This is a genomic window from Mesorhizobium sp. SARCC-RB16n (genome assembly GCF_008520305.1).
In the GTDB taxonomy this organism is placed as follows: Bacteria; Pseudomonadota; Alphaproteobacteria; order Rhizobiales; family Rhizobiaceae; genus Mesorhizobium.
In genome coordinates this window covers 128974-148581 of record NZ_ML703269.1, presented here as the reverse complement: position 1 = coordinate 148581, position 19608 = coordinate 128974, and the positions used below count along the sequence as shown (strand labels likewise).

17 protein-coding genes are annotated in these 19608 nt (G+C 62.9%); 7 read left to right on the top strand and 10 right to left on the bottom strand.

The window, feature by feature from the left end; genetic code table 11:
* Window positions 1-198 precede the first annotated feature (198 nt).
* The 4 genes from C7I87_RS17370 (at window position 199) to C7I87_RS17355 (ending at window position 6329) form a co-directional block, all read left to right on the top strand.
* The gene (locus C7I87_RS17370; RefSeq protein WP_149905355.1) at window positions 199-1776 is read left to right on the top strand and encodes a trimethylamine methyltransferase family protein; all 1578 of its coding nucleotides are present in this window, start codon (window positions 199-201) and stop codon (window positions 1774-1776) included.
* A gap of 135 nt (window positions 1777-1911) precedes the next feature.
* A complete protein-coding gene (locus tag C7I87_RS17365; protein ID WP_149905354.1) occupies window positions 1912-2397 on the top strand; it encodes an endonuclease domain-containing protein in 486 nt (161 codons plus the stop codon).
* Window positions 2394-4964, top strand: coding sequence for a GcvT family protein (locus C7I87_RS17360; RefSeq protein WP_149905353.1), 2571 nt, complete (start codon window positions 2394-2396; stop codon window positions 4962-4964). Before C7I87_RS17365 ends, C7I87_RS17360 begins: the two co-directional genes overlap by 4 nt.
* Window positions 4965-4973: 9 nt before the next feature.
* Complete coding sequence (locus tag C7I87_RS17355) at window positions 4974-6329, top strand: M24 family metallopeptidase (RefSeq protein WP_149905352.1); 1356 nt, start codon at window positions 4974-4976, stop codon at window positions 6327-6329.
* Here the strand turns inward: C7I87_RS17355 and C7I87_RS17350 are convergent.
* Complete coding sequence (locus C7I87_RS17350; RefSeq protein ID WP_149905351.1) at window positions 6294-7121, bottom strand: phosphate/phosphite/phosphonate ABC transporter substrate-binding protein; 828 nt, start codon at window positions 7119-7121, stop codon at window positions 6294-6296. The two genes, C7I87_RS17355 and C7I87_RS17350, sit on opposite strands and share 36 nt — an antisense overlap.
* 94 nt (window positions 7122-7215) lie before the next feature.
* Window positions 7216-8235 carry a fatty acid desaturase gene (locus tag C7I87_RS17345; RefSeq protein WP_149905350.1) on the bottom strand — a complete coding sequence of 340 codons (1020 nt, stop codon included), beginning with the start codon at window positions 8233-8235 and terminating at the stop codon, window positions 7216-7218.
* Window positions 8236-8464: 229 nt separating this feature from the next.
* On the opposite strand from C7I87_RS17345, the gene C7I87_RS17340 reads away from it, so the two are divergent.
* The 3 genes from C7I87_RS17340 (at window position 8465) to bmt (ending at window position 11129) form a co-directional block, all read left to right on the top strand.
* The gene (locus tag C7I87_RS17340; RefSeq protein ID WP_149905349.1) at window positions 8465-9322 is read left to right on the top strand and encodes a helix-turn-helix domain-containing protein; all 858 of its coding nucleotides are present in this window, start codon (window positions 8465-8467) and stop codon (window positions 9320-9322) included.
* Window positions 9323-9405: 83 nt separating this feature from the next.
* Window positions 9406-10008 (top strand): DUF1989 domain-containing protein, encoded by a 603-nt coding sequence (locus C7I87_RS17335; protein WP_149905348.1) that lies wholly within the window; start codon window positions 9406-9408, stop codon window positions 10006-10008.
* 98 nt (window positions 10009-10106) lie between these two features.
* On the top strand, window positions 10107-11129 hold the full coding sequence (gene bmt, locus C7I87_RS17330) for a betaine--homocysteine S-methyltransferase (protein ID WP_149905347.1): 1023 nt from the start codon (window positions 10107-10109) through the stop codon (window positions 11127-11129).
* A gap of 18 nt (window positions 11130-11147) precedes the next feature.
* Here bmt and C7I87_RS35275 read toward each other — a convergent pair whose 3' ends face one another.
* The 8 genes from C7I87_RS35275 to C7I87_RS17290 all read right to left on the bottom strand — a co-directional run bounded on the left by C7I87_RS35275 (window position 11148) and on the right by C7I87_RS17290 (window position 19542).
* Window positions 11148-11417, bottom strand: a complete 270-nt coding sequence (locus tag C7I87_RS35275; RefSeq protein ID WP_188393883.1) for a hypothetical protein — start codon at window positions 11415-11417, stop codon at window positions 11148-11150.
* A gap of 353 nt (window positions 11418-11770) precedes the next feature.
* A complete protein-coding gene (locus tag C7I87_RS17320; protein WP_149905346.1) occupies window positions 11771-13948 on the bottom strand; it encodes a VWA domain-containing protein in 2178 nt (725 codons plus the stop codon).
* A gap of 2 nt (window positions 13949-13950) precedes the next feature.
* On the bottom strand, window positions 13951-14511 hold the full coding sequence (locus C7I87_RS17315) for an RNA polymerase sigma factor (protein WP_149905345.1): 561 nt from the start codon (window positions 14509-14511) through the stop codon (window positions 13951-13953).
* 119 nt (window positions 14512-14630) lie between these two features.
* Window positions 14631-15809, bottom strand: a complete 1179-nt coding sequence (locus tag C7I87_RS17310; protein WP_149905344.1) for a BaiN/RdsA family NAD(P)/FAD-dependent oxidoreductase — start codon at window positions 15807-15809, stop codon at window positions 14631-14633.
* 99 nt (window positions 15810-15908) lie between these two features.
* Entirely contained in the window at window positions 15909-16646 is a 738-nt protein-coding gene (locus tag C7I87_RS17305) for a dienelactone hydrolase family protein (protein WP_149905343.1), read from the bottom strand.
* A gap of 139 nt (window positions 16647-16785) precedes the next feature.
* Entirely contained in the window at window positions 16786-18081 is a 1296-nt protein-coding gene (locus C7I87_RS17300) for a CynX/NimT family MFS transporter (RefSeq protein WP_149905342.1), read from the bottom strand.
* Window positions 18078-18755: a FadR/GntR family transcriptional regulator gene (locus tag C7I87_RS17295; RefSeq protein ID WP_149905341.1), complete on the bottom strand. Its 678-nt coding sequence runs from the start codon at window positions 18753-18755 to the stop codon at window positions 18078-18080. Before C7I87_RS17295 ends, C7I87_RS17300 begins: the two co-directional genes overlap by 4 nt.
* Window positions 18756-18855: 100 nt before the next feature.
* Window positions 18856-19542, bottom strand: coding sequence for a 4Fe-4S dicluster domain-containing protein (locus C7I87_RS17290; RefSeq protein ID WP_188393882.1), 687 nt, complete (start codon window positions 19540-19542; stop codon window positions 18856-18858).
* Window positions 19543-19608: the final 66 nt, after the last annotated feature.

The window sequence follows — 19608 nt, the reverse complement described above, 5'->3', positions numbered from 1 at the left end:
AACGTGCGCGCCGTCGGCAACATTCGCCCCGATCATGCTCAGCACTTGCTGGCGCGTCACGGTGACAAGGCGGGTCGCCGCCATGCGGCTGCCGTTCGGGCATGTCGCTTCCCTCGCTCTAGTGGTCGCCGCCTCCGCAATGGCCGGACAGCCGCCGGTCCATTATGCCGCCCACTTTCGCATCGTACGAGGCTCCCCATGACCGCCGCCCTTCAACTCGCCGAACCGGCTCCGGCAACCGATCGTGCCCGCCGTGGGGGTCGCGCCGGAAAGCGCGCCGGCGGCTCGGCCGCGTTCGAGCAGCCGGCTTTCCGCCAGCTGAAAAATCCGCTGACGCCGACCAGGCTGGTGTCCGAGGATGAGTTGGAATCGATCCACCTCGCCTCCCTGCGCGTGCTCAGGGAAATCGGTGTCGACGTTCTGCACGACGAAGCCCGCCGCATCATGAAGGCGCATGGCGCCGATGTGCGCGAGGGCTCGGAGCGCGTGCGCTTCGACAGCGACATGATCCTCGAACTGGTGTCGAACTGCCCGTCCGAATTCACCATCCATGCCCGCAATCCCGCGCACAATGTGCGCTTCGGCGGCAACAATCTGATCATCTCGATGATGGCGTCGGCACCCAATTGCTCCGACATCGATCGTGGCCGCCGGCCGGGCAACCAGGCGGACTACCGCAACTTCCTGCGGCTGGCCCAGATGCACAACATCCTGAATTGCACCGGCGGCTATCCGGTCGAACCGACCGACATCCATCCGTCCGTGCGCCACCTCGAATGCGTCCGCGATCTCGCGACGCTGACCGACAAGGTGTTCCACATCTATTCGCTCGGCAAGGAGCGCAATGTCGATGGCATCGAGATCACGCGCATCGCGCGCGGCATCAGCCATGAGCAGATGCTGGCGGAGCCGTCCGTCTTCACCATCATCAACACCAATTCGCCGCTCAAGCTCGACGTGCCTATGATGGAAGGCATCATCCAGATGTCGAGCAAGGGCCAGGTCGTCATCGTCACGCCATTCACGTTATCGGGCGCCATGGCCCCGGTAACCATTGCCGGTGCGCTGGTGCAGCAGAACGCCGAAGCGCTCTCCGGCATTGCATTCGCCCAGATGGTCAGGAAGGGCGCGCCGGTCGGCTATGGCGGCTTCACCTCCAATGTCGACATGAAATCCGGTTCACCGGCCTTCGGCACGCCCGAATACATGAAGGCGCAGCTCGTCGGTGGCCAGCTTGCTCGCCGCTACAACATCCCCTACCGCACCTCAAACACCTGCGCCGCCAACACGGTCGACGCGCAGGCCGCCTATGAAAGCGTGTTCTCGCTGTGGGGCGCGGTGCAAGGTGGCGGCAATCTGATGATGCATGCGGCCGGATGGCTCGAGGGCGGTCTGCGCTGCTCCTACGAGAAGACCATTCTGGACATCGACCTCTTGCAGATGGTGGCCGAATTCCTGACCCCGCTCGACCTCTCCGAAGAGGCGCTCGGCTTCGATGCCATCCAGTCGGTTGGCCCCGGCGGCCATTTCTTCGGCACCCAGCACACGCAGGATCGTTACAAGACCGCCTTCTATTCGCCGATCCTTTCCGACTGGCGCAATTTCGAGACCTGGGCCGAAGCCGGATCGCCGACGGCGCTGGAAAAGGCCAACAAGGTCTGGAAGGAGCGGCTGGCATCCTATGACGAGCCGTACATGGACCCCGCCATTCGCGAGGAACTCAACGCTTTCGTCCAGAAGCGCACGGCCGAAGGCGGCGCGCCGACTGATTTTTGATCAATGTTGTTGATGAACGGTCGACCCCCACTCCGGCGAGCTTCGCTCGCCACCTCTCCCCCGATCGACGGGGTAGAGGAAGGGCGCGAGCTTATTCCAGCCGGCGCCCTTCCTCTCCTTCCGGAGGGGGGAGAGGTGGCGCTGCGAAGCAGCGACGGAGTGGGGGAAGCCATTCATGAAACGCGCAGCCGCCGCAAAACTGGTACAACACAGCGAGCGCGTAAACTCCGGCAAGCGGGCAATCAGGCGGAGGCATTGCTGTGGCTTGAACTAAAGGTACGCAAGCTTGGCGGTCATCGCTTTACCCGTCAGCTCTCCATTGGCCCCTTTTTCGCTGACTTTGCTTGCCGCGAAAATTGGCTCGTTGTCGAGGTTGATGGGTCCCAGCACGCCGACAGTTCCTATGACCGTCGCCGCGATGATTTCATGCGCGCCCAAGGTTATTCCATCCTGCGCCTTTGGAGCCATGACGTCCTGAAACATCGTACTTCCGTCTGTGAAACCATCCTTGCCGCGCTTGATGGCAGGCTCTCCGAAAACATCGCCGCATCCGACCTCCGCTTTGTTTTCACGCCCACCTCATTCGATTCAATCTCTTCAAAAACGGACCTATCTTCATGAAATCCCATGTAAAAGCGGTTGTCATTGGCGGCGGCGTCGTTGGCTGCTCGGTTCTATACCACCTGGCCAAGGCCGGTTGGACCGACATTATGCTGATCGAGCGCTCTGAGCTCACCTCCGGCTCGTCCTGGCATGCGGCGGGTGGCTTCCATACGCTGAACGGCGATCCGAACGTTGCCAAGCTGCAGGCCTACACCGTCCAGCTCTACAAGGAGATCGAGGAGATTTCCGGCCAGTCCTGCTCGCTGCACCTGACTGGCGGCGTCATGATGGCCGATACGCCCGAGCGCATGGACTTCCTGCGGCTGGCCCACGCCAAAGGCCGCTATCTCGGCATGGACACCGAACTGATCACGCCGTCCGAAGCCAAGGCGATGTTCCCGCTGATGGACGAAACCAATTTCGTCGGCGCCATGTGGGATCCGGTCGAAGGCCATCTCGACCCCTCCGGCACCACCATCGCCTATTCCAAGGCGGCGAAAAAGCTCGGCGCCGAGATCGTGCTGCGCAACCGCGTGGTCGACCTGACACAGCAGCCGGACGGCACCTGGAACGTCGTCACCGAACAAGGCACGGTTCACGCCGAACACGTCGTCAATTGCGGCGGCCTGTGGGCGCGCGAGATCGGCCGCATGGTCGGTGTCGAGCTGCCGGTGCTGGCCATGGAGCACATGTATCTCCTGACCGAGCCGATGCCGGAGGTCGAGGAATTCAACAAGTCGACCGGCCGCGAAATGATCGGCGTGCTCGACTTCAAGGGCGAGATCTACACCCGCCAGGAGCGCAACGGCATCCTGCTCGGCACCTATGAGAAGGCCTGCAAGCCGTGGTCGCCGGTCAACACGCCGTGGGATTTCGGCCACGAACTGCTGCCCCCGGATCTCGACCGCATCGCGCCGTCGCTGGAAATCGGCTTCAAGCATTTCCCCGGCATCGAAAAGGCCGGCATCAAGCAGATCATCAACGGCCCCTTCACCTTCGCGCTCGACGGCAACCCTCTGGTCGGCCCGGTACAAGGCCTGACCAATTTCTGGTGCGCCTGCGCCGTCATGGCCGGCTTCAGCCAGGGCGGCGGCGTTGGCCTCGCTCTGTCCAACTGGATGGTCCACGGCGACCCGGGCTTCGACGTCTGGGGCATGGATGTCGCCCGCTTCGGCGAATGGGCCGGGCTGCGCTACACCAACGCCAAGGTGCGCGAAAACTATTCGCGCCGCTTCTCGATCCGCTTCCCGAACGAAGAATTGCCGGCCGCCCGCCCTGCGCAGACGACGCCGCTCTACGACACCATGCTCGCCAACAATGCCGTAATGGGCGACTCGTGGGGCCTCGAGACCCCGCTATGGTTCGCGCCCAAGGGCAAGGAACCGAAAGACATTGTCTCCTTCCACCGCTCCAACGATTTCGGGCCGATCGGCGAGGAAGTGCGCGCCACGCGCGAGCGTGTCGGCGTCACCGAGATCGCAAACTTCGCCAAATACGAAGTGTCGGGACCGGGCGCGGAAGAGTTCCTCAACCGACTGATGACCAACCGCATGCCGAAGACCGGCCGCATCGTGCTGACGCCGATGATCAACGAATTCGGCAAGCTGATCGGCGACTTCACCATCGCTAAGGCGGGTGAAGACCGCTTTATGATCTGGGGTTCTTCGGCCGCGCAGAAATACCACATGCGCTGGTTCGAAAAGCATCTGCCCAAGGATGGTTCGGTCCGCATCCATCGCTTCGACCAGACACTGGTCGGTCTCTCCATCGCCGGGCCGAGGTCGCGTGACCTCTTGCAGAAATTGGTCGATGTCGACATTTCGACCAAGGCTTTCCGATTCATGGATTTCCGTGAAATGGCCGTCGGCGGCGCGCCCTGCCTGGTCAACCGCATCACCTACACCGGTGACCTCGGCTACGAGATCTGGATGGCGCCGGCCTATGAGCGCCTTGTCTATAAGGCGATCAAGGACGCCGGCGAGGAATTCGGCATCGTCGATTTCGGCATGCGCGCGCTGCTCTCCATGCGCCTGGAAAAGAACTTCCCGACCTGGTTCCGCGAGCTGCGGCCGATCTACGGGCCGTTCGAAGGCTCGATGGATCGCTTCATCAAGCTCGAGAAGAACGATTTCATCGGCCGTGAAGCCGCCGCCAAGGAACAGGCGGAAGGGCCAAAACTGCGCCGCGTCTCCTTCATCGTAGACGCGGCCGATGCCGACGTGATGGGCGACGAGCCGATCTGGGCCAAGGTCAGCAAGGATTACGGCACGGTGGAAAGGCCACATGGCTACGGCGCGCCACGCTTCGACACTTCAGGCAAGGAAATACGTGGCTCGAAGGCCGCCGAAGGCGCGTCCGCAGTGCGCGGCATCGTCGACGGCGACTGGCGCGTCGTCGGCTGGGTGACGTCGGGCGGTTATGCGCATTACGTGCAGAAATCGATGGCGCAAGGCTATGTGCCGGCAGCCCTCGCCGAGGACGAACGTGCTGGACTATTCGAGATCGAGATCCTCGGGCATCGCCGCCCGGCCCGCATCAACGTCGAAGCGCCCTTCGACCCGAGCGGCGAGAAGATGCGGACCTGAGGTTTCACCATGGACAGCGAAGCGCCAAAGGGGAGCTTCGGCCGACATCGCAAGATCATGCCGTTCGAGCCGGGCTCGATCGAAGCGTTGCGCGACGCCTCCCGTGAGAAGGCGGCGTCACTCAATCAGCATGTGCTGGGCTATGGCGCGCAAGCCGAAGCCGAGTGGGCCGCGGCAGGCATTGCGGCGCCAGACCTGCCCGCCATGCGGCAATATCGGCTCGGCCGCATTCGCGCTGAACTGAAGCGCCGTGGTTATGCTGGCGCCCTGCTCTACGACCCCGTCAACATCCGTTATGCGACCGACTCGACAAACATGCAGCTTTGGGTCGCGCATAACCCCACGCGGCATTGCTTCGTCGCCACCGAAGGTCCCGTGGTGCTGTTCGACTATTTCTCCTGCGAGCATCTTTCCGACCACTCCGGCATCGTCGACAAGGTGCGGCCGGCGGTGTCGTGGATGTATCTTTATAGTGGCGAACTGACCGAGCAAAAGGCCCGACGCTGGGCGGCTGGCATCGCCGATCTGGTCAGGGAGCATGGCGGTGGCAACAACCGCATCGCCGTCGACCACATCAATCCGGAAGGCGTCGAGGAACTGGCGCGGCTTGGTGTTTCCATCGGCAATGGCGAAGCGGTGATGGAAAACGCCCGCCTGATCAAATCGGCGGACGAAATCCTCGCCATGCGCCGCGCCATCGTTGCCTGCGAGGCGGCGATGGGCGAGATGGAAGAGGCACTGAAGCCCGGCATCTCCGAGAACGAGTTATGGGCCGAACTCCATCGCGGCAACATCGCGCGCGGCGGCGAATGGATCGAGACGCGGCTGCTGACGTCGGGACCGCGCACCAACCCATGGTTCCAGGAATGCTCGTCGCGGATCATCGAGGCCGGCGATCTCGTCGCCTTCGACACCGACCTTATCGGCCCCTACGGCTTCTGCGCCGACCTATCACGCACCTGGCTGTGTGGGGATATTAAGCCGACTAACGAACAACGCAACCTGTTCCGCATTGCAGTCGATCAGATCGAACACAACACCGCTTTGATGCGGCCCGGCATCTCGTTCCGCGAACTTGTCGAACGCTCTGCGGTGCCGCCAGGCGACTGTTTCCCGACTCGCTACGGCGTTCTCTATCACGGCGTCGGCCTGGCCGACGAATACCCGACCTTGCCGCATGCCAGCGACTGGACATCCGATACGCCCGACGGCGTTCTGGAACCGGGCATGGTGCTGTGTGTGGAGAGCTACATCGGCCGGCTTGGCGGGCATGAAGGTGTCAAGATCGAAGAGCAGATCCTGATCACCGAGACCGGCAACGAAAAACTTTCAACCTACCCGTTGGATGCGAGGCTGCTCGGCTAGGCCGGCAAGCGCTTCGCGCATCGCGCGCATAGTCTTTTCCGGCGTCGTTCTGGCGGTGATGTAAGGCAGGCCTTTGCGTCGTGCCGTCCAGCCGACGACCACGACCTTGCGCGCCGCCGGTTCGAAACGCTGCGCCAGCGCCCAGCTTTCGCAATCGATCGCAGCGATATCGGCTTTGCCTTCGGCGACCGCCACGATCGAGCCGCGATGGCCGCCGCTTTCGCCGCGCGATGAAAAGATGTCGAGGCTTTCGCCGGCCGCTTCCAGATCGCGCGTCAGCGCGATGATGCCCGACATGGAATCGAGGCTGTTGAAGGTGAAGCGCCTGCCTCGGATGAGATCGAGTGGCAGCAAGGCCTTACCGTCGGCGGGCGACCGAACCTCCGTCCCCTCGCCTGTCCGCATGACCAGCGCGCTCGAATAGAATTCGCCTTGTCCGCCTTCATAGGCGTCATAGCTTGGCTGGCCGACCACCTGCACATGCCGGGAGAGGCCGAGTTCCATCGGCCCCCAGCAGGTCTGCGCGAACAGCAGCGCCGGATGCAGCCAGAGCTTGTGGAAATCATGTTCGTCAGGCGGCAAGGTTGCCGGATCCGGAGCGATCAGCTCCCCCTGGGCATCGTGGATACCGCCCGGCACTGGCGGCAGGTCGCCATTGCGGCGCACGATGGATTGCGGCGCATCGATACCCTTCCGCCGGAAAGCATCGCGCAACGACGTCCATTGCGCGTCGACCTCGTCGCGCACTTCGGGCCAGTCGTACATCGGCAACGCCGCAATCAATTCGCTCATGCCGATATCAAACCACCCTGTCCGGAGAAAAGATCGCAAAAACGCGGCGCCCAATCAGAATTGGCCGACACGGTATCCACGCTGTCCGCGGATACTATTCCTTGGGTGGCTCGGCCGGGACCGGCACGGTGCCAAGCCCATTGATGCTGCGTGCCCTGACGCGCGGCTTGAATGCCCTGCCCGGCTCCGGCGCGCGCCGCAGCACCGGGTGCACGATCGGCTCCTTGGCCTTGAAGGCAAAGGCTTTGACCAGCGCGAAATAGTTCGGGTAGGCATAGCCATTGTTCATCCGCAGCCATTCTTCGCGCCGGTCACGAAACAGCTTTGGCAGCCGGTACCAGGCGATGGTCGGGCTCTTGTGATGGACAAAGTGCAGATTGTTGTTGAGGAACAGGAACGACAGCGGCGAACGCTCGACAATCACCGTGCGGCCTTCCGGGTGCTCCGACCACTGATGCTCGGCATAGGTGCGGATCGAGATCAGCGACTGGCCGAGCCACACCGGCACCAGCACATAGAGCCAAACCGGCATGCCGAACCCGAACTGCACGACCGGCAGCACCACGGCAAGGCCGATCGCATGCAGCAGCCAGGCCTTGCGGATCGCCCTGTCGCCGGCGATCGCCTGCTTGGCGTCATCGATGAAGAAGCCGATGCAGGACAGCCACGGGCCAAGCACCAGGCGACCAACCATGGTGTTGTTGACCTTGAGCAGCAATTTCATCAGCGGCGGCATTTCTTCGTGCATCCAGAGCGCCTGATAGTAGCTCTCGGGATCGTCCAGCGGATCGGTCAGCCGCTCGTCGGCATGGTGGCGCAGGTGAATGGTCTTAAAGCGGCGGAACGGCCAGGCAAGACCGATCGGCAGGAAGACAAAGGCTTCGTTGACCAAAGCGTTGCGGGTCGGGTGACCATGCAGCACCTCATGCATGATCGAGGACTGCAGTGCCAGCGTAACGGCCATCACGATCAGTGCTGTTATGGGATAGGATGGCCAGAGGAAGAAGCCGGCGGCGAACCATGTGCCGTAGCAGAAGAAAGCGAGGACTACGGTCGGCCATTCGATGGCCGGTCTGCTGCTTCGACGGATGCTCTTGCCTGGTATGCTTGCCATGCTATCGACCACTGTCCCTCAGTCGCCGGAACCCCAACTGGTTCCTGACAGCATTGTGTCAGGAGAAGTGATTCCACTCAACGCGACAAAGTGAACAAAATGTTGCGTCTGCGCATTTTTGGCTGCATATGTTGTACATTGTAAACAGCCTTAGGGATTCGTTTACGCCTGAAGTGCCCCTTGTGCCGCTTCGGCGCAAATTTTTCCTTCCGATGCATGGAGCGATAGGATGGACAAACGCGATCTCTCAGCGATCTTCCGGGAGCGTTTGAAGCTCCTCCTGACACGGTCCGACCTCAACCAGTCGGCTTTCGCGTCAGCTGTCGGCATCGATCGGTCGGCGCTGTCGCAACTGATGTCGGGCGCCTCGACGCGCCTGCCGCGGGCCGAAACCCTGCTCAACATCGCCGCCGAATTCAAGGTGTCGCTGGATTGGCTGCTTGGTCTCAGCCAGGACGAAGGCGTGACCGGCGAAATCCGCGAGAGCCTAGAGATCGAGGAAGCGCCCGACGGCTTCGACCGCACGCTGCTCGCCAAATGGTTCGCTGAAGCCGCAGGCACCAAGATCCGCTATGTGCCAGCCGGCATTCCCGACCTTCTGCGAACACACGCACTCGTCGACTACGAGGCCAACATCACCAACAGGAGCCGTCAGGCGCAGGCCAGCGAAACCCAATACCGCATCGAATACAACCGGCGCCCGGAAACCGACATGGAAGTCTGCATGCCGCGCCACACGCTGGAGATCTTTGCCCGCGGCCTTGGCGTATGGGATCGTTTTCCGGCGGCCGACCGCCAGCAGCAACTCGCCCATATGGCGACGCTGCTCGACGACCTCTACCCGACCTTCCGCCTGTTCCTCTATGACGGCCGCATGCGCTATTCCATCCCGCTCACCATCTTCGGCCCCTATCGCGCAGCCATCTACGTCGGCGACATGTATGTCGTGCTGAACGCCACCCAGCCAGTCCAGGCGCTGACCCAGCATTTCGACAATCTGATCCGCGCCGCCGACGTCAACCCGCATGAGGCAGCAAGCTTCGCGCGCAATCTGGCCGGCATGTCGTTCGCATCAGGCTCTGTCTGATCGACGACAATCATGGTCGTTCAAGCGTCCTTGGCCATCGATGGCCAAGGCGAAAGGTCACCCGGATTGCCAAAGGACAGCCCATGCCAGACCCACGCCGTATCGTCGTCCCTCCCCAGTCGGGCCGCTCCATTCGAGTTTCGCGCGGCGATCTCGTGCGCATCATCGACCCTAAAGGCCAGCAGGTTGCCGATCTCTGGGCATTCGCCACCGAACCAGCGCTCGATTGGCTGAGCACGTCGCAGACCCGCGACATCACCGAACGGCTTTTCCCCGGCGTTGGCGACCACTTCTACAGTGCCGCCGCCAAGCCGATGCTGACGCTGGTCGAAAACGCATCGCCCGGCCCGCACGACATGCTCTACCCTGCCTGCGACAACGCACTCTACGAGCGCGCCGGCTTTCCCAACCACCCGAATTGCCGGGACAATCTGATGCAGGCGCTTGCCGCCGAGGGCATATCGCTGCCCTTCGTGCCTGACCCCGTCGACCTTTTCCAGAACTCCCTGCCGCAGCCGGACGGCAGGTTGGTGGTCGAGGCCTCGATCAATCCGCCCGGCGGCAATGTGACATTGCGCGCCGAACAGGACCTGCTGCTGGTGGTCACCGCCTGCTCGGTCGACTATTACCCGACCAATGGCGGGATCTGCACCGAGATCGAGGTCGAGATCACCGCAGGATCGTGAGCAAGGGCCTCAATCTGGCCGGAGTGCGGCAAATCATTGACTAGACATAAAGACTTCTTTATATCCTTATTCGAATTCAAAACACGAAAGCCAATCCGATGACGACGACCAACCCCATTGACGCACTGTTGGCTGAAAAGGGCGTGCTGCTGGCCGATGGCGCCACGGGCACCAATTTGTTCGCCATGGGTCTGGAGGCTGGCGAAGCGCCGGAACTGCTGAACGAAACGGCGCCCGACACCATCACCAGCCTGCACCAGAATTTCGTCGACGCCGGCGCCGACATCATCCTGACCAACTCCTTCGGCGGCACCCGCCACCGGCTCAAGCTGCACCATGCGCAGGATCGCGTGCATGCGCTGAACAAGCGGGCCGCCGAGATTGCGCGGGCCGTTGCCGACAAGGCCGGCCGCAAGGTGATCGTTGCCGGCTCCGTCGGTCCGACCGGCGAGTTGCTGGTGCCGCTCGGCGCCATGACCTATGACGAGGCGGTTGACGCCTTTGCCGAGCAGATCGAAGGTCTCAAGGAAGGCGGCGCCGAAGTCGCCTGGATCGAAACCATGTCGGCACCCGATGAGATCCGCGCCGCTGCCGAAGCCGCCATCCGCGTCGGCCTGCCCTACACTTATACCGGCTCGTTCGACACCGCCGGCCGCACCATGATGGGCCTGCTGCCGAAGGACATCCACGGCGTCGCCGACGGCCTCTCGCAGGCGCCGCTCGGCGTTGGCGCCAATTGCGGCGTCGGTGCCTCAGACATCCTGGCCTCGCTGCTCGACATGACCGAGGCGAAGCCGGAGGCGACCGTCATCGTCAAGGGCAATTGCGGCATTCCCGAATTCCGTGGCACCGAGATCCACTATTCCGGCACGCCCGAATTGATGGCCGACTATGTCCGGCTCGCCGTGGATGGCGGAGCCAAAATCATCGGCGGCTGCTGCGGCACCTCGTTCCAGCATCTTGCCGCGATGCGCAAGGCGCTCGACGCCCACACAAGGGCGGATCGTCCGACGGTCGAAAAAATCGTCGAACGCATTGGCCCGATGCGCAACAAGGTGGCGACGGCAAACACCGCCGAGACCAGCGAAGCCCGCCGCGAGCGGCGTCGCACCCGCGCCTGACGCGATTTCTTTTTGCGGCTATTCGCTGTTGTCGGCGTAGCTCGACTGCGCCGACTTGAAATCGACCACCTTGTCTCCGCGCATTGTCGCCAGCGCACCCGACGCACCGGGATCGGTAATCTGCTCCAGCATGGCTCGGAAGCGATCATTGGTCAGCGCCGACATGGCTGTGTTGCGCGCCTGCGCGACGTCATCGCTGATGCGCCTGGATTCGGCTGATGGGCCTGATGAAACCGCCGAAGCATCCTGTGCGGGTGGTATCGAGCCGGCGATAGTTCTGATCTGCAATTCCGGCTCCCTCAAGCCTTACACGTGACCGGTGTAGCAAGAGGGAGTTGCGATCCGGTACCGGAAATGCAGCGCAATTTAATGATCCTGCGCGCTGCCGTCGGATCTGTTGAGATTCAGGTCAGGCCGAGCCGAAAACAGTGACTTTCGAGAACCGGAGCGGAGCGTACTTGAAGTACGTGAGCACCGGAAGCGCAGGAAGCCACTGTTTGCAGACCGGCATCACCTGAATATCAATAGATCCGAAAAAAGGCCGGCAAGGGAAAGTATCCCTCGCCGGCCTGCCTCACCCGCCCGTGGGGCCGGCTATCAGAACGATCCCATCATCTGAAAGAAACCGACCTTCATCGCCACTACCGGTTGCCGCCCAGCGCCGAGGCAAGGCGCACAAGCGAAAGGAACTCGGACCTGTACCCAAACGGGTCGGCTCCTCGGGCGGCAGTGGCAATCTCCATGATCTTGTCGTAGCCGAACTTCGCTGTCGCATCCTCGTCGCGCAGCTTCTGGCCGAAGGCCGCGACCGCGACTGAGAAACGCTGATCGGTGCTCGCCTGGTCGAAAGACGCCACCTCGTTGGCCGAGGTCACCGGCGTGGTGATCAGCTTCGAGACGCCTTCGTTCGGCAGCTTGTAGCGGATCTTGACGAACGCATATTCGTCCGCATTGGCAACGCCACCATTGTTGACCGTGGCCTGGCCATAGCGCAGCGGATCGATCTGCTCGCCACCGCTGCCCTTCGGCGTGATCTCATAGATCGCGGTGACCGAGTGGCCCGAGCCGATATCGCCGGCATCGACACGGTCATTGTTGAAATCCTCGCGGTTGAGCGCCCGGGTCTCGTAGCCGATCAGGCGGTATTCCGAGACCTTGTTCGGGTTGAACTCGACCTGGATCTTCACGTCCTTGGCGATGGGGAACAGCGTCGAGGAGGCATCCTCGACCAGCACCTTCTCCGCCTCCGCCAGCGTATCGATATAAGCGGCGGTGCCGTTGCCGTTCTGGGCGATGGTCTGCATCATCTGATCGTTCAGATTGTCGTGGCCGAAGCCGAAGACCGACAGGAAGACACCGGTTTTGCGCTCGGTCTCAATCAGACGCTTCAGATCATCGTCGTCGCTCTGGCCGACATTGAAGTCGCCATCGGTGGCGAGCATCACCCGGTTGACGCCGTCCTTGATGAAGGACTGCTGGGCAAGCTTGTAAGCTTCCTTGATGCCGGCTTCGCCAGCGGTCGAGCCACCAGGCTGCAGATTGTCGATGGCATTGAGGATCTTGTCCTTCTCGGCCGCCCTAGTCGGCATCAGCACGGTGCCGGCGTCGCCCGCATAGGTGACGATCGAGACCGTGTCGTCGGCCTTCAGCTTGCTGACCAGCAGCCGGAATGCCGACTTGAGCAGCGGCAACTTGTCCGGTTCGTCCATCGAGCCCGACACGTCGATCAGGAACACCAGATTGGCCTTCGGCTGCTCGGTCGGCTTGATGTCGAAGCCCTTGATAGCGACATGCATCAGCTTGGTGTGATCATTCCACGGCGTCGGCATGATGCTGACCGTGGAGTTGAACGGCGTCGATGCCGAATCAGGGCCCTTCCAGTCATAGGGGAAGTAATTGATCATCTCCTCGACACGGACCGTGTCGGCCTGCGGCACCGACCCTTCTTTCAGCGAGCGGCGCACGAAGGAATACGAGGCAGTATCGACATCGATCGAGAAGGTCGAGACCGGGTCTTCCAGTGCCGCATGTACCGGGTTGGTCTTGAAATCCTGGACGCGGTTGCGGTTTTCCACTTGCGGCGCGGCTTGGTCGGCCGGCTGCTGGACCATCAGCTTGGATTCGGCGGCCGGCATGCGGGCCATCCGCGATGTGCTGGGCGCGCCGGTGGCGCCATCCAGCGCGAACTCACCTGTCGGCGCGGGCGCTGGCTTGTAAGTCTGCAAAGTGCCCGACTCGGATTCGTTGGTTGCTGCCGGAGCATCGGCCGGCGCACCACGTCCCAGCGCATCCTGCTGCGCAGCACCGCCAACGGCGGTCGATTCGGGTTTCGGCGGCGGAGCCGGCGCCACAAGCGCATCGGTCGCATCGCGGCTTTCCACGACCGCGTCCGCCTTCTTGTCTTTGGTAGGCGCGGTGGTCGCGGTCGGTTCGTTGACGGCCTGATCTCCCGGTGCCTGCTTGGCCAGCGGCTTCAGCGTCGCCGGCTTGTCGGCCAGCGTCTCGGTGATCTTCTCGCCTCCGCCGAACGGCGACGGCTGTTCCCTCAGCATGTGAAAGGTGGCGTATCCGGCGATCGGCAGGGCGACCAGCCCGGCAAGGGCCGGCGTGGCAATGAGTTTCTTTTGCATGATCTCGCTCCAGAGCTTTTGTGCTCGCTCTGTGAGACGAAGGCCGCCGACCGATCCTTGGGTGACGGCGGAAATATTCTCCTGGTCATAGGCGCGCATAGCGGCCTCGAAGGCACGCGCCTTCGCATCCTCGCCGGGTGCTGGTATTGCTGCGTCGCGCAGCTTTCTGAGTTCGTTGTCGTCGACCATGGTCACACTTCCCCGGCTGAACGCATCAACGTCTTCAGCCGTTTCTTCGCTTCATGGATGTGCCAGGAAACCGTCGTCTCCGAGATCGCCATCGCCTCGGCGGCGGCCGCGTGGCTCAAGCCTTCGCCATAGACAAGCATCACGGCATCGCGCTGCTTGTCGGGCAATTGCCGCACCGCCGCCCACAGCGCCTCGGCGGGGTCTTCGCTCTCGGCCGGGGCCTCGCCCGAAATCAGCGCGTGGACGCCATAGGCCTCGGTCTTGACCGTCTCGCGCGCGGTCTTGCGTATCATGTCGCGCGCGGCGTTCACCGTCATGGTATAGAGCCATGTCGTGAACGCGCCGCCACCGCGATAATCGCGGATTGCCTTGCCCAGTCTGACACAGACTTCCTGGGCAATGTCTTCGGCATCGGCCTTCCTGCCGCACCAGCGATAGGCGGCGCGATAGACGAAGTCGTAGTGACGCTCCAGCAATTTGCCGAAGGCCCCCCTGTCTCCGCCCTTCGCCCGCCCGATCAGTTCGGCGTCGGAGGCTTCGCTCTCATCCAGCATCATCGCCATCATTTGCCTGTTGGACGAAGGCTAATGGCTAATCCTTGGGGTGATGGAAAGATTTTTTCGAATTGGGACTTTTGCACCTGGAGCGTGTCGAGATCCAGCCAGGCCGGCTTCACCTAATATCAACACGCCTGGCCCGCCGCCCAGCCCGACGACCAAGCCCATTGGAAATTATAGCCGCCGAGCCAGCCGGTGACGTCGACGACCTCGCCGATGAAGAACAGGCCCGGCACCGACTTCGCCTGCATCGTCTTCTGGTCGAGGCTATTGGTGTCTACCCCGCCGAGCGTCACTTCGGCCGTCCGGTAGCCCTCCGAACCGGCCGGCTTGATGCGCCAGTCGTTGACCGCGGCCTCGACAGTTTTGATCTGCGCCTCGGAAAGATCGGCGAGATTGCCGTCGAGCCCGGTTCGCTCGGCTATCGCCTGGGCCAGCCGTTTCGGCAAATGATTTGCGAGCACGGTCTGCACCGCTTGCCGGCCATTGCCGCGTTTGGCGGCGCGGACGAGCTCAGCCACATCCGTACCCGGCAGCATGGCGATGCGGATTTCATCACCCTCGCGCCAATAGGATGAGATTTGCAGGATGGATGGCCCGCTGACGCCGCGATGCGTGAACAGCATCGCCTCGGAAAACCGCGTGTTGCCACAGGCAATCTCGGCGTCGACTGCGTTCCCGGCCAGGGGCGAAAGCCGCTCAAGCGTTTTTGCATCGAAGGTCAGCGGCACCAGGGCAGGCCGTGTTTCGACGACGGCAAGGCCAAACCGTTCGGCAAGCTCGTAGCCGAAGCCCGTTGCGCCCATCTTGGGGATCGACTTGCCGCCACAGGCCACGACCAGGGACCGGCAGGAGACCGAGCCGGCGGAGAGCCTGAGTTCGAACCCTTCCTCGGTTTTGCCGATAGTCTCAACGGAAGTCGACAATATCAGCTTGGCGCCCCTGCCCTGCATTTCCGAGACCAGCATGTCGATGATCTGGCGCGCGGAACCGTCACAGAACAGCTGCCCCAGTGTCTTCTCGTGATAGGCAATGTCGTGGCGTTCAACGAGCGCAATGAAGTCGCGTTGCGTATAGCGGCTGAGCGCCGAGATGCAGAAATGCGGATTCCGCGAGATAAAATTCTTCGGGCTCGCACGGATGTTGGTGAAATTGCACCGGCCGCCGCCGGAGATGCGGATCTTTTCGCCAGGTGCCGCCGCATGATCAAGGATCAGCACCGAACGGCCTCGCTTGGCGACCTCCACGGCGCACATCATACCGGCAGCGCCGGCGCCGATGATCACGACATCGTAGGATTGCATCAGGCTGATCGTTCCCGCATGACCCGCGCCGCTTCAGCCGGGTCGCCAATCCCGCCTGATACCTCCAATGTGTCGCGCGGCCAACAGGGTGGCGATGGCTCAGACCAGCGTTTCGGCGAACAAATCAGTCAAGCGCTTCCAATGCCGCTCCGCGCCTTCTGCATTGAAGACGCTGTGATCCGGCACGCACCAGCCATGCGCCATGCCGACATAATTCTCGATCGCGTGGTCGACTTCAGCATTCCGCAGCGCCTCCTCCAGCCGCGTCGACTGCTCCGGGGGGAAGCTCCTGTCGACACCGGCCATGCCGACATAGACACGCGCCTTGATGGCGGCAGCCTTGCGGTGCGGACTGTCGGCGGCATCGCTGGCAAGGTTGCCGCCATGGAAACTGGCGGCGGCCTTGATCCGGTCTGAATAGGTCGCGGCGGCGTTGAGCGCCCGCGCACCGCCCATGCAATAGCCGACCGTCCCGATCGGTCCCGTGACGCCTTCGCCGGCGAGTGCCTCGAGAAACGCGCCGCTGTCGCTGATGGTCATCTCCTGCGTCGTGCCGGTGACCAGCGCCATCAGTGCTGTCTTGGTTTTTTCCTCGGTGAAGGCGGTCTTGGCATCGAACGGACCGTAAGGCGCGTTGCGATGGAAGAGGTCGGGCACCAGCACCGCATAGCCCTCGCCCGCCAGCCGTTCCGCCATCTGATCAAGCGCCGGTCGCGGACCGAAGGCGTCCTGGTAGAGAATGACACCGGCCTTGGCTGGCGAGACCTTGGACGAGCGGAACAGGCCTGCCTTCGCCACACCATCGCCGATCTTGATCTGAAGATCCTGCTTCGTCATTGCCTGCTCCGTTTTTCAGATGTGCGATACATATCCGCGCAAGCCGCTACGGCAAGGCGTTGCCTGAGACCGGCGGTCAACATTTCGTGCGGGATCGTGTGACGCGTTTGCAGGCCCGACTGCCTGCGGAAGGTCTTGGTCAGTCTTCGCCGTCGAAGCCTATGGTCCTGCCGCCGACATGCAGCGCCCGGCCCGCGCCGAACCCCATCATGGCCGCGCCCAGTCCGAGCGCGACGAACAGGAAGGCCGATTCCGAGAAACTGCCGGTCCAGCCGCGGATCAGGCCCACGAGCAGCGGGCCAAAGGCCGCGAGCATATAGCCCACGCCTTGCGCCATGCCAGAAAGATGCGCCGCGACGTGTGAATCCGGCGAACGCAGCACGATCAGGGTCATGGCGGCGGCGATCAGGCCGCCCTGCCCGATGCCTTGAAGGATTGCCCAGAAAAGCACGGTCGACGTCGGTGCGAACAGAATACCGAGCAGCGCAACCACCGCGATGCCAACGAGGGCGACGTTGATGCCGCGCTGATCCTTGAGCCGCATCGCAACGGACGGCACGGCAAGGCAGGTGATGACCTGCGCCATCACCGACACCGAAGCGATAGCGCCGGCGGTGGCCGCATCGAAGCCGCGCTCGCGCAGGATCGGCGCCAGCCAGCCGAAGATACAATAGGCGAGCGCCGACTGCAGTCCCATGAACAGCGTCACCTGCCACGCCAGGCGATCGCGCCACAGACCGACGACGTGGAAGCCGCGATGGCTGACCTGTCGCCGGCTGGCCAGCGCCTGCGGAATCCAGATCAGCAGCACGACCAATGTCGGCACCGCCCACGCAGCGAGCGCGCCAGACCATGAACCGGTGACAAGATGCTCGATCGGCAGGGTGAGACCGGCGGCGGCAGCCGAACCGGCGCACAGAGCCATGGTGTAAAGCCCGGTCATGACAGCCGCACTGCCGGCAAAATCGCGCTTGACGAGACCCGGCAACAGGACATTGCCGATGGCAATGGCGCCACCGGCAAGGAAGGTGGCGACAAACAGCAGCGGCACCCACTCGAAACAGCGCAGCGCGGTTCCCAGCGCCAACAGCACAAGGGCGCCAAGCAAGGTTCGTTCGGCCCCATAGCGCTGGGCAAGCCTCGGCGCGAAGGGGGCGAACAGGCCGAGGCACAAGACTGGCAGCGTGGTCAGCAGGCTGGCGCCGGTCGTCGATAGACCGGTCGCCTGCATTACCTCGGGCAACAGCACCGACAGGCTGGAAAACAGCGGCCGCAGGTTGAAGGCGATCAGCACAAGGCTTGCGCCAAGCACGATGCGGGCGGCGCGGCTGCGCAGTTCCGGCGGCTGCGGCGTGGGCAGGCTATCGGCTTCGGCATCGATGAGGTCCAGCCCCTCGACGGCCTTCGGGTCGGGTTGGCGAAATGTCTGGTTCATTGGGAAAGCAGTCTTTCAAGTTGGGCAAGCACCGGCGCCATGAAGGCGCGGACGGCGGCAACCGCACGGTCGGGGTCGCTCGCGGCGATGGCATCGACGATTGCCGCATGCGCTTGCTGGTCCGGTTCGGGCAGTTCGCCGTCGATGGTGGCATGGATGGTTTCGGTGATGGCGGCGGTGAAGAAGTCGTAGAGTTCCATCATCGCCCTGTTGCCGGACGCCGCAACGACCGACTTGTGGAAGGCGAGGTCTCGTCGTACGAACGCTTCGCTTCCGCCATCCGCGGCATTGCCGCGCTCGGCAAGCAATCGGCGCATCTGGTCGAGATCGGCGGGTGTGCGGCGCAAGGCGGCAAGCCGTGCGGCCTCCAGGTCCAGCGCCGCCCGCGCCTCCCACTGATCGCGCAGCCCGGTGCGCTTGACGCGATCGAGCGCGGCGGAGGAATCGATGGTCGAGCGCACATAGGTGCCCGAGCCCTGGCGCGTATCCAGCAATCCCTGCGAGACCAGCACTCTCACCGCTTCGCGCACCGTACCGCGGCTGACCGACAGAAGGTCGCTGAGGGTCGCTTCATTCGGTACACGCTCGCCGATGCCCCAGCGACCGCTGAGGATTTCGCTGCGGAGGCTTTCCGTCGCGCTGGCGGTAAGATTGGTTCTGACGGCAGGTTGCATCGGCCTATTCATCAAGTCATCTGATGACTTGATGAATAGGCTTGTTTGTACCTGTCGTCAAGAGGCTCATGGGCGTAACGCCCGTCAGGCAAGACATCGATCAGTTGGCGGCCCGTGCAAAGCTCGCCATGTGAAACGCCTGGACCTCCGGCGGATAGCGATAGGAGGAGCCATAGGGGCAGGCATTGCGGTCGAGGCAACCGCCACTGCGGCACGGCTCGCCGTTCGCCCCCCGCACATGGACCAGGCAGGCCTGGTAGGCGAACCCTTCCGTGGAATAGGCATCGACCGGACAGGATTTCAGGCACGGTTTCTCGACGCATGTGTCGCAGAGATGGATCGACTCGCGGGGCTCGGGAAGCGCTATCTCCTCCTCGAACAGCAACGCGCCGCGATAGGCATGCCAAAGCCCGTATTGCGGATGCATGAGGATGCCGAGCGGCGATGGCTTCAGCCCCTCCGCCCGAACAGCCCATTGCTGGAACGGCAGGTAAGGCTTGTCGGACGGCGAAACTGCGCGAGCGCCAAATTCTTGTGCCACGTCGCCGATGACCTGCCGCGACCAGGTATCGAGCGGATTTGCGATCGCCTGTGGCTGCTGCTCGCGCCAGCGCAGGAAATGCGGCCAAGGCGCGGCACCCGCCTGCCCTACCAGCAATAAAGACTTTGCAGGCGCGCCCGAGGCGCCATGAGGGCCACTCTCGTGATCGGAAAAAAGAAAGCCGCCACGCGGGATGAGGCCGTTGGCGCCAAGCGCGGCCGTGATCTCCTCGATCATGCCGCGCACGCAAATCATCCCTTCTTGTCCGGATCGGAGAACGCGCTCCGCCAGACTTCCTTGTGGATGATGTTG